Here is a 15,455-nt window from a genome sequence, read left to right as displayed (position 1 = left end):
ACTCCTTCACAGATGGCGGCGTCGGGCGGCGACGTGCCGGTCGTACTCCTCACGTGCCTTGACCGCCGACGATCGGGTCGCGGTCTCGGCCACAGGTACATCCCACCAGGCTTGGGCCGGAGGCGCGCCCGACACTGTGTCTGCCGTTTCGGTCTCCACGTAGACACAAGTGGGAGTGTCCGCCCCCCGCGCCTCGGCCAGGGCCGCCCGCAGGTCACGCACGGTCTTCGCGCGTAGGACCCGCATACCCAGGCTGGCCGCGTTGGCCGCGAGATCCACCGGCAGCGGCGCCCCCGTGTAGCTGCGGTCCTCGGCCCGGTAGCGGTACGCGGTGCCGTACCGCTCGCCGCCCACGGACTCGGAGAGACCGCCGATCGAGGCGTACCCGTGGTTCTGGAGGATGATCACCTTGATCGCGATGCCCTCCTGGACCGCGGTGACGATCTCGGTCGGCATCATCAGATACGTGCCGTCGCCGACCAGCGCCCACACGGGCCGGTCCGGGGCCGCCATCCGCACCCCGATCGCGGCCGGGATCTCGTAGCCCATGCACGAGTAGCCGTACTCGACGTGGTACTGGTCCCGCGACCGCGCCCGCCACAGCTTGTGCAGGTCGCCGGGGAGCGAGCCGGCCGCGTTGATCAGGATGTCGTCCTCGGTGACCAGCTCGTCCAGGACGCCGAGGACCTGCGGCTGGGTGGGCCGGATGTCGATGTCCTCGGCCTCGTAGGCAGCGTCGACGCGGTACTCCCAGCGCTCCTTGTCGTCCGTGTACTCGGTGACGTACGCGGGCTCCGCGCGGTGCCTGTGCAGCAGCAGCGCCTCGGTGAGGGCTTCGAGACCGGCGCGCGCGTCGGCGATCAGCGGTGTCCCGGCGAGCTTGTGGCCGTCGTACGGAGCGATGTTGAGGTTGAGGAAACGGACACCCGACGCGCCGAACAGGGTGCCGGAGGCGGTGGTGAAGTCGGTGTAGCGGGTGCCGACGCCGATCACCAGGTCGGCGGTGCGGGCGAGCTCGTCGGCGGTCGCCGTGCCGGTGTGTCCGACGCCGCCGACGTCCTGGGGGTGGTCCCAGCGCAGCGAGCCCTTGCCCGCCTGGGTGGAGGCGACGGGGATGCGGGTGGCGGAGGCGAGTTCGGCGAGCGCCTCCTCGGCGCGGCTGTGGTGGACGCCGCCACCCGCGACGATCAGCGGACGCCGGGCCTCGCGGACCGCCGCGACGGCGCGCGCCAGTTCGCCGGCGTCGGCCGCCGGGCGCCGCACGGCCCAGGTCCGCTCGGCGAAGAACTCCTCCGGCCAGTCGTACGCCTCCGCCTGCACGTCCTGGGGCAGCGCGAGCGTGACGGCGCCGGTGTCGACGGGGTCGGTGAGCACGCGCATCGCCTGGAGGGCCGCCGGGATCAGGGCCTCGGGGCGGGCGATCCGGTCGAAGTACTTCGACACCGGGCGCAGACAGTCGTTGACCGACACATCCCCGGCGAAGGGGACCTCCAGCTGCTGGAGCACCGGGTCGGCGGGGCGGGTCGCGAAGACGTCGCCGGGCAGGAGCAGCACCGGGAGGTGGTTGATGGTGGCGAGGGCGGCGCCGGTGACGAGGTTGGTGGCGCCGGGCCCGATGGAGGTGGTGACGGCGTGCGCCGACAGCCGGCCGCACTGACGCGCGTAGCCGACCGCCGCGTGCACCATGGCCTGTTCGTTGCGTCCCTGGTGGTACGGCATCTCGTCGGCGTACTCGACGAGCGCCTGGCCGATCCCGGCGACGTTCCCGTGGCCGAAGATGCCCCAGGTGGCGCCTATCAGGCGACGCCGCTCGCCGTCCCGTTCCGTGTACTGCGCGGCCAGGAACCGCACCAGTGCCTGTGCGACCGTCAGCCTCGTCGTCGAGGTCATCGGTATCCCCCTGTGCTCTCTGCGTGTCCCGGGTGGAAGCGGATCCGCCACTCCCTGTCCCCGCCCGGCCCCGCCATGACGTTCAGGTAGTACATGGCGTGACCGGGCTGGGCGATCGACGGGCCGTGCCATCCGTCGGGGACGAGGACGGCATCGCCGGTGCGGACCTCGGCGAGGACGTCCGAACCGCCCTCACGGGAAGGGAATACGCGCTGATAGCCGAAACCGTTCGGGCCGTCGATCTCGAAGTAGTAGATCTCCTCCAGCCGGGACTCGACGCCGGGCAGGTGTTCGTCGTGCTTGTGGGGCGGATACGAGGACCAGTTGCCGCCGGGGGTGATCACCTCGACGGCGATGAGCCGGTCGCAGTCGAAGACGTCCGCGGCGGCGAAATTGCGCACCTGGCGCGCGCAGTTGCCGCTGCCGCGGTCTTCGACGGGAACCTCCGGCGCGGGGCCGTAGCGGGCGGGGAGTCGGCGCTCGCACTTCGCTCCTGCCAGGGCGAAGCGGCCTCCCGCGCCGGAGGCGATCTGGGCCCGGGCCTCACGGGGAACGTACGCGAAGTCGGAGACTCCGTCGAACACACTCCGTCTGCCCAGGAGTTGGAACTCTTCCTCGTCCATGCCGTCTTTGGTGCGCACCGTGCAGCCGCCGCCGAGCGGGAGCACGATCCACTCACTGTCCCCGGTGGTGAAGGTGTGGGTGCCACCGGGTGCCAGTTCCACGATCCGCAGGCTGCTGTGGGTCCAGCCGGCCCGTACGGGGTCGATGTCGAGGGCGTAGTGGGCGTCGGCGGTGCTGCCCTTGGGCACGTACAGCTCGTTGCTCGGACGACTCATGCGGCCCTCACAGAAGTCCTACGGCGGTGTCCACGGCCGCGGCGACATCGCCGTCCGCCGGGTACAGCAGCGAACGGCCCACCACCAGGCCCTGCACGGTGGGGAGTTGGAGCGCCCCGCGCCATTTCTCGTACGCACCCTCCTGGTCCTCGCCGACATCGCCGCCGAGCAGCACGGCGGGCAGCGTGGAGGTCTCCATGACGCGGGCCATGTCGTCGGGGTTCTCGGTGACGGGGACCTTCAGCCAGGTGTACGCCGAACTGCCGCCCAGGCCGCCGGCGATGGCGATGGACTTGGTGACGGCCTCGGCGCTCAGATCGTTGCGCAGGGTGCCGTCGTCCCGGCGACGGCAGAGGAACGGTTCGACGAAGACCGGGAGTTGCCGTTCGGCCATGTCGTCGATCACCCGGGCGGTGGACTCCAGGGTGCGCAGCGAGCCCGGGTCGTCGTAGTCGATGCGCAGCAGCAGTTTGCCCGCGTCGAAGCCGAGCCGCTCGATGTCCTTGGGGCGGTACCCGGTGAAGCGGTCGTCCAGTTCGAAGGCGGCGCCCGCGAGTCCGCCGCGGTTCATCGACCCGATGACCACCTTGCCGTCGAGCGCGCCGAGCAGCAGCAGGTCGTCGAGTATGTCGGCGGTGGCGAGCACGCCGTCGACCCCGGGGCGGGAGAGCGCGAGACACAGCCGCTCCAGCAGATCGGCGCGCCCCGCCATGGCCAGCCTCCGGTCGCCGACGGCCAGCATGCCGCGCGCCGGGTGGTCCGCGGCGACGATCATCAGCCGCCCCGAGCCGTCGACGAGCGGCCGCCGCACCCGCCGCGCGGCTGCCTCCGCGATCGCCTCGGGGTGCCGGGCCCGGACCTGGACGAGGGCGAGGACGTCGACGCGGGGGGACGGGGGGCGCAGACGGTCGTAGGTGGCGGGGGTGACGGGGGTGGCGGTGAGCGGTTCGGTGGGCACTTCGGTGGGCACTTCGGTGGGCGGGGTGCCGGCGGCGACCCGCCGCACGGGGGTGGCGGGTGAAGGGCTGTGCGCGGGGGTGCTGGAAGGCTCTTCGTCCGCAGGAGTCGTCGTGCGGGCCGAATCGGCCGTCTCGGCGGACGGAGGTGTGTCGCCGCCCTGTTCGTGGCGGGCTCCCCCGACGTGGCCCGCCCTCATCGCACCGCTCCGGCGGTGAGGGCCTGTTCGACCTCGTGCGGGGTGGGCATCGCGGAGGAGCACTCCAGGCGGGAGGCGACGATGGCGCCCGCCGCGTTCGCGTGGCGCATGATCCGTTCCAGGTCCCAGCCGGCGAGCAGTCCGTGGCAGAGGGAGCCGCCGAACGCGTCGCCCGCACCGAGGCCGTTGAGGACCTCGACCGGGAGGGGCGGGACCTCGGCGGTGGTGCCGTCGCGATGGACGGCGAGGACGCCCTTGGGTCCCTGTTTCACCACGGCGAGTTCGACACCGGCTTCGAGGAGGGCGGCGGCAGCGGCGTGCGGTTCACGCTCTCCGGTGGCGATCTCGACCTCGTCGACATTGCCGACGGCGACGGTGGCGTGGCGCAGGGCCTCGGCGTAGAAGGGCCGCGCGACCTCGGGATCGCCCCAGGCCGCGCCCGGGGCCGGATCGTTCGAGGTCGTGCGATCCCCGGCCGCGTCGTTCCAGAACATGGGGCGCCAGTCGAGGTCGAAGACTGTCGTACCGGACCGCGCCCGGTGAGCCAGGGCGGCGAGCGTGGCCGTGCGGCTGGGCTCCGCGCAGAGTCCCGTGCCTGTCATCCAGAAGACGCGGGCGTCACGCACGGCGTCGAGGTCGAGTTCGTGGGCCTCGATCTCCAGGTCGGGGGCCTTGGGCTGCCGGTAGAAGTAGAGCGGGAAGTCGTCCGGCGGGAAGATCTCGCAGAAGGTGACGGGGGTCGGCAGCCCGGGGACCGCGGTGACCCAGCGGTCGTCGACGCCGAAGTCGCGCAGCGCCTCGTGCAGATAGGTTCCGAAGGGATCCGCACCCGTTCGGGTGATGACGGCCGTACGGCGTCCGAGCCGCGCGGCGGCCACCGCGACATTGGTCGCCGAGCCGCCGAGGAACTTGCCGAAGGAGGTCACCCGGGACAGCGGGACCCCCGTCTGCAACGGGTAGAGGTCCACACCGATCCGCCCCATGGTGATCAGCTCGTACGCCATCGAGTTCCCTTCCCTGCGGTCTCTACGGCTGCCCCCAGGTCTAGTGCCGCACGCGAAGCCTGTCAACGTTTTGTCCAGACATTCGGACGACGCTTGACACCTCTCCGGAGCCGCCCGAAGCTGACGCCCATGACGTCGTCGCCACCTCAGTCATCGCCGCGGTCACAGCCCGAGCCCTCGTCGGAGTCGTCACCGAGGTCGTCGCCTCCGTCCTCACTGTCGCGCATCCGGATCGGTTCGGCTCCCGACTCCTGGGGCGTCTGGTTCCCCGACGATCCGCGGCAGGTCCCCTGGCAGCGTTTCCTCGACGAGGTCTCCGGATCGGGCTACGAGTGGATCGAGCTCGGCCCGTACGGCTATCTGCCGACCGATCCGGACGTCCTCAGGGAGGAGACCGCCCGGCGCGGGCTCAGCGTCTCGGCGGGCACGGTCTTCACCGGGCTGCACCGGGGTCCCGACGTGTGGGAGTCCACCTGGGCGCACGTCTCGGACATCGCGGCGCTCGCCCAGGCGACGGGCGCGGGGCATCTCGTCGTCATCCCGGCCTTCTGGCGGGACGACAAGACCGGCGCGGTGCTGGAGGACAGCAGGCTGACGCCGACCCAGTGGCGCCATCTGACCGCCCAGACCGAGCGGCTCGCCCATGAGGTGCGCGAGCGCTACGGGCTGAGGATCGTCGTCCACCCGCACGCCGACACGCACATCGACAGCGAGGAGAACGTCACGCGCTTCCTCGACGCGACCGACTCCTCGCTGGTGTCGCTGTGCCTGGACACGGGCCACTACGCCTACTGCGGCGGCGACAGCGTCAAGCTCATCGAGACGTACGGCGAACGCATCGGCTACCTCCACCTCAAGCAGGTGGACCCGCTGGTCCTGGCCGGCGTACGGGCCGAGGAGCTGCCGTTCGGGCCCGCCGTCGCGCGCGGTGTGATGTGCGAACCGCCGTCCGGCGTACCGGCACTGGAGCCCGTCCTCGCCGCCGCGCAGCAGCTCGGTGTCGAGCTCTTCGCGATCGTCGAGCAGGACATGTACCCGTGCCCGCCGGACAAGCCACTCCCGATCGCCCGGCGCACCCGGGCGTTCCTGAGGTCCTGCGGGGCGTGAGAGCCGCACCCCGACGACCCGCCGAGCACTCGGGCCCCGGCGGGTCGCCCGCTCCTCCCGCGCGCCTCTGCCGCACCCCCCTGGCGGCCGCCTCCGCCGCGCGCCGGCCGGAGAGGCGAACAACGTCGGACATCGCCCCGCGACGAGCGCCGGAAACCTCCTCGCGGGCGAGTACGGAGACCGTTGCGCGGACAGCAGCAGAAACCGTCCTGCGGAGAACCGCACCGGCAACTCTCCGCCCCTCAGGGGCCAATGCGTCACTCGTGTCACAAAAAACACCCCCGTGTCACACATGTCCCGTATACGCGGGTCTTACGTCACACCCGGTCAACAGCCACAGCCCAGCCCTCACGCCGCGTCGTTCACGGGGCACACGCTTTGTGATCACCAGCGCAGCGCCCGGCTCCCCCGACGACCGCCCCCAGGCCGCCGCCGCGACGCGCGCAGGGAGGTGCCACTCATGACCGACCGCAGGCTCTGGTCGTACAAGGAGATCGCCGCACACATCAAGGTGCAGCCGGACACCGTCCGGTCCTATCGCAAGCACGGACTTCTGCCACCACCCGACCGTGTCGAGTCCGGAAAGCCCTACTGGTACGCCGACACCGTCCGCTCCTGGGCCGCCTCCCGCCCAGGAAACCGGGGCCGCAGAGGCGCCTGACCGGATACCGACGAACCGGTGCCCCACCCAGGGTGGGGCACCGCCCAACTGGATTGCCCTCACGCCGACTTGATTCCCGGCACCCTCACGGCTCGACGACCGTCACCTCCACGGCTCGACGACCGTCACCTCCACGGCTCGACGACCGTCACGCCCACGGCTCGATGACGGTCACCCCCGCACCCGGGGCCGATCCCATGGCGGCCAGGGCGGAGGGGGTCGCGTCCAGGGTGATGGTGGACGTCACGAGGAGGTCGGGGCGCAGTACGCCGGCCCGGACCAGCTCCAGCATCGCCGGGTAGGCGTGGGCCGCCATTCCGTGGCTGCCGAGGAGTTCGAGTTCGAGGGCGATCACCCGGGCCATCGGGACCGGGGTGGCGCCGGTCGGTGAGGGCAGCAGGCCGACCTGGACGTGCCGGCCGCGACGGCGCAGACCGTTGACCGAGGCCGCGCAGGTGGCGGGCGACCCGAGGGCGTCCAGCGACACATGCGCGCCACCGCCGGTCAGTTCGCGGACCGCCTGTGCCGGGTCCGCGACGGCCGAGGCGTCCACACACTCCGCTGCCCCGAATTTCCGTGCCAGGTCGAGCGCCGCGGGTGACACGTCGACTGCCACCACCCGCGCACCGGACGCCGCCGCGATCATCACCGCCGAGAGGCCGACGCCGCCGCAGCCGTGGACCGCGACCCACTCCCCCGCCGTCACCCTCCCCTGCGCGACCACCGCGCGGAACGCCGTGGCGAACCGGCAGCCCAGCGAGGCCGCCGTCGCGAAGGACAACTCCGGCGGCACCGCGATCAGGTTCACCTCGGCGTGGTCGAGCGCGACGTACTGGGCGAAGGAGCCCCAGTGCGTGAATCCCGGCTGGGTCTGCCGCTCGCACACCTGCTGGTCGCCCGCCGCGCACGCGGGACAGCTTCCGCAGGCGCAGACGAACGGGACGGTGACCCGGTCGCCGGGGTGCCGGCCCGTCACCCGGGCGCCCACCGCCTCGATCACCCCGGCGAGTTCGTGGCCCGGCACATGCGGCAGCGCGATGTCCGGGTCGTGGCCCATCCAGCCGTGCCAGTCGCTCCGGCACAGCCCGGTGGCCTCGACCCGCACCACGACCCCGTGCTCCGCGGGCGCCGGGTCCGGCACGTCCCGTACCTCGGCCGGCTCCCCGTACCGCTCGAACACCACTGCCCGCATCGGCTCCCGCCCTCTGCTCGGAGATCAGCTTCCGCGGGGAACGCTATCCGCGCGCCTCGGCCTTGTCCCGGCCCGGCGCCGACTCCGCGTCCGGGTCGGCGTTCGGGTCGGCGTTCGGGTCCGTCGCCGATACCGCGTCCGGGTCGGCGTTCGGGTCGGCGTTCGGGTCCGTCGCCGATACCGCGTCCGGGGCCGGTTCCTGTGCCGACCCCTCGCTGAGTCCGAAACGGTCGTGGAAGCGCCGGAGCGGTCCGGGCGCCCACCAGGTGGCCCTGCCGGTCAGACGCATGACCGCCGGGACCAGCAGGCTGCGGACGACCATCGCGTCCATCAGCACGGCGAGCGCGACGCCCAGTCCGAGCATCTTGGTGTTGGCCACCCGGGAGGTGCCGATGGCGACCATCACCACCGCGAGGATGACCGCGGCGGCGGTGATCAGGCCGCCGGTGCGCTGGAGCCCGAAACGGACCGCCTCCCGGTGATCACCGGTGTGGTCGTACTCCTCCTTGATGCGGGAGAGAAGGAAGACGCCGTAGTCCATGGAGAGGCCGAAGGCGACGCAGAACATCAGGACCGGGAGGGTCGTCTCGATCGAACCGGAACCGGTGAAGTCGAGGAGGCCGGAGAGGTGGCCGTCCTGGAAGACCCAGACCACCGCACCGAACATCGCGGTCAGGCTGAGCGCGTTCAACAGGACCGCCTGGACCGGGATCAGCAAGCTGCCGGTCAGCAGGAACACCAGGAACAGCGTGACGATCGCAATGAACGCGGCCGCCCACGGGAGCCGGTCGGCTATCGCGTGCTTGGAGTCGACCAGGACGGCCGCCGTGCCGGTCACGGAGGTGTCGAACGGAGCGTCCGTCGCCCGGAGTTCGCCCACCAGCCGCTGGGCCCCCTCGTCCACGGCCTCCCCCTTCGGCAGTACCGAGAAGTACGCGGCGTCGCCCTTCACCAGGGGCCCGTCCACGCGCAGCACCTCGGGCAGCGCGGCGATCCGCTCCCTGTACCGGGCGTACTGGGTGCCGGTGGCCGGGCCCTCGGCCAGGACCTCCAGAGCGCCGCCGGGGCTTCCCGGGAAGCCGTCGCGGATGTGCTGCTGGACGATGTGCGACTCCGCGCCCGAGGGCAGCTGCCGGTCGTCGGCGGTGCCGAACTTCACGCCCAGGAAGGGCAGTCCGAGGACGATGAGGCCGGCCGTGGTGGCCACCGCGAAGAGCGGTGCCCTGCGCATCACGAGGGAGGCCATGCGTCCCCAGAGGGCCCCGGCGCCGGCCGGATCCGGCCTTCCGCGCCGGAACAGGCGCCGCAGGTCCAGGGAGTTCACCCGGTCGCCGAGGAGCATCAGCGCGGCGGGGAGCAGGATCAGGGCGGCGGCCGCGGCCAGCAGCACGACGGCGATGCCCGCATAGGCGAACGAGCGCAAGAAGTACTGCGGGAAGACCAGCATCGCTGCCAGCGACACGGCGACCGTGAGGGAGGAGAAGAGCACCGTGCGGCCCGCGGTGCGCAGGGTGGTGCCGACCGCGGTGCGCGGTGGGGCGCCGGTGGCCAGCTCCTCGCGGAACCTGCGGACGATGAACAGGGCGTAGTCGATGGCGAGACCGAGGCCGAGGGCCGTCGTGAGGTTCATCGCGAAGACCGAGACGTCCGTGACCTCGGTGAGTCCGCGCAGCACGGCGTTGGTGCCGAGGATCGCGATGATCCCGACCCCCAGCGGGAGCAGGGCCGCGACGGCGCTGCCGAAAACCATGACCAGCAGCAGGAGGGTCACCGGAAGGGCGATCATCTCGGCCCGGGTCAGGTCCTCCTTGATGGTCGTCTGCATCTCGTGCCGTACGGCGACCGGTCCGCCGATCTTGACCTCGACAGGGCCGCTCCTCCCCCGGTAGGAGGGTGCGAGACGGTCCAGGGTGTCGGCCGCGGCCGTCTCGTCGCCGGTGATCCGGGCGGCGATCAGCGCCTCGTGGCCGTCGCGTGCCTTCAGCGCGGGTGAACCGGACTGCCAGTAGGAGCCGACGCCGGTGACGCCGTGCTCGGCGGCCAGGCGCGCAGCGATCCGCTTGGCCTCGGCGGCGACCGAGGGGTCGTCGACCGAGGCTCCGCCCGCGTCGAGCAGGAGCAGCAGATTGGGCTGCGAGGCGGGGAACTCCCGCTCCAGCGCCTTGGTCGCGTAGGTCGACTCCGCGGTCGGGTCCTCCCAGCCGCCGCTGCCGAGCCGGTCCGCGACCCCGCTGCCGGCGACCACCGCGAGCGCGGTCAGCAGGAGGGCGACGAGCAGGGAGAGCCGTGGCCGCGCGGTCACGAACCGGGTCCATCCGCCGAGCCGCGCACCCTCGCCCGTACCTCCACCCGAGCCCCCGCCCGAGCCTCCACCCGAGCCCCCGCCCGTACCCCCGCCTGGGCCCTCGCCCTCGTCGGGCCTCGCCCCGGGCCCGTCATCCGCGCCGTTGACTTCGGACATGATGCGGTGTCCCCTTCACCGTGATCCGATGACCCGCATCCTTGCAGGCGTCACGGATCGCCCATTGCCATAGAATGGCAAACACGAGTCGTCGCTCGCGTTTTTCAAGAATGCGAGCGACCACTCGCGTTTGTCAATCGCGTCCCGAGAAGCTGGGGATAACCCGTGCCCGAGAAGCAGCAGACCGAGGAGTCGCCGACACGGCAGCAGCGCGCCGAGGAAAAGCCGCGCCGCCGTCAGGCCCGCGGCGAGCGCCGCATCGCCCAGCTGCTGGAAGCGGCGGCCTCGGTGTTCTGCCAGTCCGGCTACACGGCGGCGAGCACCAACGCCATCGCCCGCGAGGCAGGCGTCTCACCCGGCACGCTCTACCAGTTCTTCCCGAACAAGGAAGCCATCGCGGTCGGCCTCAGCGACCAGTTGCTGGAGCACTGGACACAGTCGCACGGACAGGCGCTCGCCCCGGAGAACATCGGCCTCCCACTGGACCGGATGCTCGACGCGATCCTCGACCCGCTGATCGCCTTCAACGTCGAGAACCCGGCCTTCGCCGTCCTGATGCACGGCCCCGACGTCCCGGGAGCGATCATCGAGGAGATCGGCACCGTGCACTGCACCCTCCTCGCCCGCGTCGAGGAGATGATCGCGACCCGGCTGCCGGACATGCCGTCCGACCGGCGCACCCGCACGGCGAACATGGCGCTCCACCTCTTCAAGGCCGGCCTCACCCTGATCATGTCCCACGAGGGCACCGAACGGGACGCCTACATCGCGGAGCTGAAGACGGTCATGCACCGCTATCTGGAGCCGCTCCTCGAAGGCGGCCCGCCCGCCGGCCGCTGAGCCCCGCCGGACGGGCCCGCGCCGACATTCCGGCCTGCGACATCAGGGATATGTGCCATAAGGTTCGGACAAATCGATCAGTGATCCGCGATCGATCCGTCCACGCGCCCCTGTGTCACGCATCCATGGGGTACCCCGACGCGTCGGAACGCGGGTCCCCCGTCCGAGCCCGCGGGTCCGCCCCCGAGGGACAAAGGGATGGCCGTGACCCAGAATCAGCCACCGGGCGCACCACGGGCCCGCATTCCCGGACCGCAGCAGCCCCCGCCGTCGTACCCCCGGATCCGCGTCGGCCTCTGGAAGCACTTCCTGGGCATCGGGCTGACCCTCTGGACGCTGACCGCGATCATCACGTACGCCACGAAGAGCGCCACGCCGGTACCGACCCTGATCCTGCTCGGCAGCTTTCTGGTGCCCGTCGTCTTCGCGCTCTGGGCGTACGAGCGGCACGGCCGCGACCTGGGCGTGAACCTGATCCTCGGCTGCTTCCTGACCGGCGGCACCCTGGGGGTGGTCGGCGCGTCCGTGATGGAGTACCAACTGCCGCGCCCCTCACTGTGGATGTACGCCGGTACCGGACTGATCGAGGAGGCGGTGAAGCTCGGCGCGCTGATGTACGTGCTGCGCCGGCACACCCGGATCCGCGGGCCGCGGGCCGGCCTGGTGCTCGGCGCGACGCTCGGGTTCGGCTTCGCGGCCCTGGAGAGCGCGGGCAACGCCTTCGACGCGGCCGTGTCCCTGCAGGGCGTCGATCTGCGCACGCTCCTGGAGACCGAGATCCTGCGCGGGGTGCTCACCCCCTTCGGGCACGGCCTGTGGACCGCGGTCACGGGTGCGGCGCTGCTGGCGTACCGCCGCCCGGACGGGCACTTCCGGTTCACCGCTCCGGTGCTCGGCACCTGTCTCGGCGTGTCCCTGCTGCACGCGCTGCGGGACTCCACGCACGGGATCGCGCTGTGGCTGGTGGCCCGGCTTGGCCGTGCGGGACTCGACCGGACGGCGTTCGGTCCCGGCCGGCCGGGACACCCCAGCGGCGGACAGGACCACCTCTTCGCGCTGTTCTGGGTGGGCGGCCTGTTCCTCGTCGCGCTCGCGGGGGTGGCCTGGGCGCGCTCGCTGGCCCGCCGCGACCCCACTTGGAGAAATACCCCCTAGGGGTATAGTGTGGTGAACATCGAGGGAAACCCTGGGTTCCCAGGGATCCCTCCCGCACACGCACGCACCGGACGCCTCGACGAGGAGTAACGCCATGACCGCCCAGACCGGCACCCCGGGTTCCGTCACCACCGTCTACCAGGTGAGCGGCATGAGCTGCGGACACTGCGAAGGCTCCATCAGCGGCGAGATCTCCGGGATCCCCGGCGTGAGCTCGGTGAAGGCCGTCGCCTCGACCGGCGAGGTCACCGTCGTCTCCGAGACCGCGCTCGACGAGAGCGCCGTCCGCGCCGCGGTGGACGAGGCGGGCTTCGAGCTCGTCGGCCCGGCCTGAGCGGGCCCCAGCAGCTCTCTCTCCTCCGCACCGGGCCGTGCCGACCGGCTGATACCGGCTCCGCGCGGTCCGGCTCATTCCTGGAGCCGGACCATGACCACCGCAGCACCCGAGACGCCCATAGGCACGACCTCGGACATCGAACTCTCCATCGGCGGGATGACCTGCGCCTCCTGCGCGGCCCGCGTCGAGAAGAAGCTCAACCGGATGGACGGCGTCACCGCCACCGTCAACTTCGCGACGGAGAAGGCCAAGGTCTCCTACCCCGAGGGGGTACGGGTCGCCGATCTGATCGCCACGGTCGTGAAGACGGGCTACACCGCCGAGGAGCCCCCGCCGCCCGCGGCGCCCCAGGAGGCGGAACCGCCCGCCGACGACGACCCCGAAACGGCCGCCCTGCGCCAACGGCTGACCGTCTCCGCGCTGCTCGCCCTGCCCGTCGTCCTCATGTCGATGATCCCGGCCCTCCAGTTCGACAACTGGCAGTGGCTCTCGCTGACGCTCGCCGCGCCCGTCGTGGTCTGGGGCGGGCTGCCCTTCCACCGGGCCGCCCTGACGAACGCGCGGCACGGCGCGGCCACCATGGACACCCTGGTCTCGGTCGGCACCCTCGCCGCGTTCGGCTGGTCCCTGTGGGCGCTGTTCTTCGGCGACGCGGGTATGCCGGGCATGCGGCACGGCTTCGAGTTCACCGTCTCCCGTACGGACGGGGCGTCCACGCTCTACCTCGAGGTCGCCGCGGGCGTCATCGCGTTCATCCTGCTCGGCCGCTTCCTGGAGGCCCGCTCCAAGCGGCGCGCGGGGGCGGCGCTGCGGGCGCTGATGGAGCTCGGCGCCAAGGACGTCCGGGTCCTGCGGGACGGCCGTGAGGTCCGCCTCCCCGTGGCACAGCTGACGGTCGGCGACCGCTTCGTCGTACGGCCCGGCGAGAAGATCGCCACCGACGGGACCGTCGTCGAGGGCGCGTCGGCCGTGGACGCGTCCATGCTGACCGGCGAGTCGGTACCGGTGGACGTGAGCGTCGGCGACACGGTCACGGGTGCGACCGTGAACGCCGGGGGCCGGCTCGTCGTCGAGGCCACCCGGATCGGCGCGGACACCCAGCTCGCGCGGATGGCCCGGCTCGTCGAGGACGCGCAGAACGGCAAGGCCGAGGTGCAGCGTCTCGCCGACCGGATCTCCGGGGTCTTCGTACCCGTCGTGCTGATCGTCGCGCTCGGCACCTTCGCGGCCTGGATCGCGGTCACCGGCGACACGGTCGCGGCCTTCACCGCCGCCGTCGCGGTGCTGATCATCGCCTGCCCGTGCGCGCTCGGCCTGGCCACCCCGACCGCCCTGATGGTCGGCACGGGCCGCGGCGCCCAGCTCGGCATCCTCATCAAGGGACCCGAGGTCCTGGAGTCCACGCGCCGCGTCGACACCGTCCTGCTGGACAAGACCGGCACGGTGACGACGGGACGCATGAGCCTGCACGAGGTGTACGTCGTCGACGGCACCGCCGAGAAGGACGTCCTGCGGGTCGCCGGAGCCCTGGAACACGCCTCCGAGCATCCGATTGCCCGAGCGATCGCGGCAGGCGCTCAGGAGCGCGCAGGCGGCCTTCCCGCGCCGGAACACTTCGAGAACGTGCCGGGCCGCGGCGTACGCGGGCGGGTGGAGGGCCACGACGTCACCGTCGGCCGGTTCCCGGGCGTGCTCCCCGAAGCGCTTGCGGACGCGAAGAGCGCAGCCGAGGCGGCGGGCCGCACGGCCGTCGTCGTCGCCCTTGACGACGCGCCGGTGGGTGTCGTGACCGTCGCCGACACGGTCAAGGAGACCAGCGCCGAGGCCGTCCGCGAACTGCGCGCCCTCGGGCTCACACCGATGCTGCTGACCGGGGACAACCGGGCGGTCGCCGAGGCCGTGGCACGGGCGGTCGGCATCGGCTCCGCCGACGTGATCGCCGAGGTGCTGCCCGAGGACAAGGTCGCCGTGGTCCAGCGGCTGCAGCGCGAGGGGCGGACCGTCGCGATGGTCGGCGACGGGGTGAACGACGCGGCGGCGCTCGCGACCGCGGATCTGGGCCTAGCGATGGGCACGGGAACGGACGCGGCGATCGAAGCGAGCGATCTGACACTCGTCCGCGGGGACCTTCGGGTCGCCGCGGACGCGATCCGGCTGGCGCGCAGCACTCTGTCGACGATCAAGGGAAACCTGGTCTGGGCCTTCGGCTACAACGTGGCGGCGCTTCCGCTGGCCGCCGCAGGCCTGCTGAACCCCATGATCGCGGGAGCGGCGATGGCCTTCTCGTCGGTCTTCGTGGTCACGAACAGCCTTCGACTGAGAGCATTCGCGTGACGACGGACCATGAGTCCCCCTAGAGTCCAACGCGAGCCTCACATAAGCTCTTCACAAGGCTCGCGCATCTTCCTTACGCTTGGTCCTCGATTCCCATACCGGGTCTCTTGCCTATCTTCAGGACATACGCAAGAGACTCAGATCACAGTGATGTGAACGTAACCACCGAAGGGGTTCGTCAGTCTAAGTTGGCGATGTCAGAAGCGTCTTGGGGGGCGTGACTGGCATCTGGGGATGTCTTGGGGGACGTTCCCGGAAATTGCGTCGCCGGGGCACGTACAGCGGGGAGCTTTGAGCGGCCCTCCCGATCCGTACGCGTCCCGGCAGATCGCACCGCACCACCGCAGTACGGCGAGTTCCGCTCGCTCGGCTACACCGCCGGCCCCGTGCCGGCACACAGCGATTCAGGCGCTGTCCCACAGACGCCCGGCCGGATCCCGTGGGGGGAATCCGCACCGGGACAAGGAAAGCGCCCTGAC

12 protein-coding genes are annotated in these 15,455 nt (G+C 71.6%); 6 read left to right on the top strand and 6 right to left on the bottom strand.

Features of this window, described 5'->3' with window-relative positions; translation table 11 throughout:
- Window positions 1–6 precede the first annotated feature (6 nt).
- From iolD to iolC, 4 genes are all read right to left on the bottom strand, one after another.
- A complete protein-coding gene (gene iolD / locus ACFYR3_RS27720; protein ID WP_355849681.1) occupies window positions 7–1,890 on the bottom strand; it encodes a 3D-(3,5/4)-trihydroxycyclohexane-1,2-dione acylhydrolase (decyclizing) in 1,884 nt (627 codons plus the stop codon).
- On the bottom strand, window positions 1,887–2,729 hold the full coding sequence (gene iolB, locus ACFYR3_RS27715) for a 5-deoxy-glucuronate isomerase (RefSeq protein ID WP_355849678.1): 843 nt from the start codon (window positions 2,727–2,729) through the stop codon (window positions 1,887–1,889). The genes iolD and iolB overlap by 4 nt, the downstream gene beginning before the upstream one ends.
- A 7-nt stretch (window positions 2,730–2,736) precedes the next feature.
- Window positions 2,737–3,633 (bottom strand): deoxyribose-phosphate aldolase, encoded by an 897-nt coding sequence (locus ACFYR3_RS27710; RefSeq protein ID WP_355849814.1) that lies wholly within the window; start codon window positions 3,631–3,633, stop codon window positions 2,737–2,739.
- Window positions 3,634–3,881: 248 nt separating this feature from the next.
- Window positions 3,882–4,889 (bottom strand): 5-dehydro-2-deoxygluconokinase, encoded by a 1,008-nt coding sequence (gene iolC / locus ACFYR3_RS27705; protein ID WP_355849675.1) that lies wholly within the window; start codon window positions 4,887–4,889, stop codon window positions 3,882–3,884.
- A 129-nt stretch (window positions 4,890–5,018) separates the two neighbouring features.
- Here iolC and ACFYR3_RS27700 point away from each other — a divergent pair, with 129 nt between their 5' ends.
- A complete protein-coding gene (locus ACFYR3_RS27700; RefSeq protein WP_355849672.1) occupies window positions 5,019–5,996 on the top strand; it encodes a sugar phosphate isomerase/epimerase in 978 nt (325 codons plus the stop codon).
- Between the two features lie 460 nt (window positions 5,997–6,456).
- Window positions 6,457–6,657: a MerR family DNA-binding transcriptional regulator gene (locus tag ACFYR3_RS27695; protein ID WP_355849669.1), complete on the top strand. Its 201-nt coding sequence runs from the start codon at window positions 6,457–6,459 to the stop codon at window positions 6,655–6,657.
- 148 nt (window positions 6,658–6,805) lie between these two features.
- Here the strand turns inward: ACFYR3_RS27695 and ACFYR3_RS27690 are convergent, their stop codons facing one another.
- Together ACFYR3_RS27690 and ACFYR3_RS27685 are read right to left on the bottom strand one after the other, a co-directional pair.
- The gene (locus ACFYR3_RS27690; protein ID WP_389284937.1) at window positions 6,806–7,849 is read right to left on the bottom strand and encodes a zinc-dependent alcohol dehydrogenase family protein; all 1,044 of its coding nucleotides are present in this window, start codon (window positions 7,847–7,849) and stop codon (window positions 6,806–6,808) included.
- A 43-nt stretch (window positions 7,850–7,892) separates the two neighbouring features.
- A complete protein-coding gene (locus tag ACFYR3_RS27685) occupies window positions 7,893–10,310 on the bottom strand; it encodes an MMPL family transporter (protein ID WP_389284936.1) in 2,418 nt (805 codons plus the stop codon).
- A 165-nt stretch (window positions 10,311–10,475) separates the two neighbouring features.
- Between ACFYR3_RS27685 and ACFYR3_RS27680 the strand changes: the two genes are divergently transcribed.
- The 4 genes from ACFYR3_RS27680 to ACFYR3_RS27665 all read left to right on the top strand — a co-directional run bounded on the left by ACFYR3_RS27680 (window position 10,476) and on the right by ACFYR3_RS27665 (window position 14,976).
- Window positions 10,476–11,150 (top strand): TetR family transcriptional regulator, encoded by a 675-nt coding sequence (locus ACFYR3_RS27680; protein ID WP_355849661.1) that lies wholly within the window; start codon window positions 10,476–10,478, stop codon window positions 11,148–11,150.
- Between the two features lie 204 nt (window positions 11,151–11,354).
- Window positions 11,355–12,305 carry a PrsW family intramembrane metalloprotease gene (locus ACFYR3_RS27675; RefSeq protein ID WP_389284935.1) on the top strand — a complete coding sequence of 317 codons (951 nt, stop codon included), beginning with the start codon at window positions 11,355–11,357 and terminating at the stop codon, window positions 12,303–12,305.
- 94 nt (window positions 12,306–12,399) lie between these two features.
- Window positions 12,400–12,639, top strand: a complete 240-nt coding sequence (locus ACFYR3_RS27670; protein WP_355849655.1) for a heavy-metal-associated domain-containing protein — start codon at window positions 12,400–12,402, stop codon at window positions 12,637–12,639.
- 93 nt (window positions 12,640–12,732) lie between these two features.
- The gene (locus ACFYR3_RS27665; protein ID WP_355849652.1) at window positions 12,733–14,976 is read left to right on the top strand and encodes a heavy metal translocating P-type ATPase; all 2,244 of its coding nucleotides are present in this window, start codon (window positions 12,733–12,735) and stop codon (window positions 14,974–14,976) included.
- Window positions 14,977–15,455 lie beyond the last annotated feature (479 nt).

Source organism: Streptomyces sp. NPDC005784 (genome assembly GCF_042871525.1).
Lineage (GTDB): Bacteria > Actinomycetota > Actinomycetes > Streptomycetales > Streptomycetaceae > Streptomyces.
The sequence above is the reverse complement of the archived record's forward strand: the minus strand, read 5'-3'. Positions and strand labels throughout refer to the sequence as shown.

Bases quoted from the DNA above. Each gene is read 5' to 3' on its own strand.
- iolD (WP_355849681.1), bottom strand. From the start codon at position 1,890: ATGACCTCGACGACGAGGCTGACGGTCGCACAGGCACTGGTGCGGTTC.
- iolB (WP_355849678.1), bottom strand. From the start codon at position 2,729: ATGAGTCGTCCGAGCAACGAGCTGTACGTGCCCAAGGGCAGCACCGCC.
- iolC (WP_355849675.1), bottom strand. From the start codon at position 4,889: ATGGCGTACGAGCTGATCACCATGGGGCGGATCGGTGTGGACCTCTAC.
- ACFYR3_RS27700 (WP_355849672.1), top strand. From the start codon at position 5,019: ATGACGTCGTCGCCACCTCAGTCATCGCCGCGGTCACAGCCCGAGCCC.
- ACFYR3_RS27695 (WP_355849669.1), top strand. From the start codon at position 6,457: ATGACCGACCGCAGGCTCTGGTCGTACAAGGAGATCGCCGCACACATC.
- ACFYR3_RS27690 (WP_389284937.1), bottom strand. From the start codon at position 7,849: ATGCGGGCAGTGGTGTTCGAGCGGTACGGGGAGCCGGCCGAGGTACGG.
- ACFYR3_RS27685 (WP_389284936.1), bottom strand. From the start codon at position 10,310: ATGTCCGAAGTCAACGGCGCGGATGACGGGCCCGGGGCGAGGCCCGAC.
- ACFYR3_RS27670 (WP_355849655.1), top strand. From the start codon at position 12,400: ATGACCGCCCAGACCGGCACCCCGGGTTCCGTCACCACCGTCTACCAG.
- ACFYR3_RS27665 (WP_355849652.1), top strand. From the start codon at position 12,733: ATGACCACCGCAGCACCCGAGACGCCCATAGGCACGACCTCGGACATC.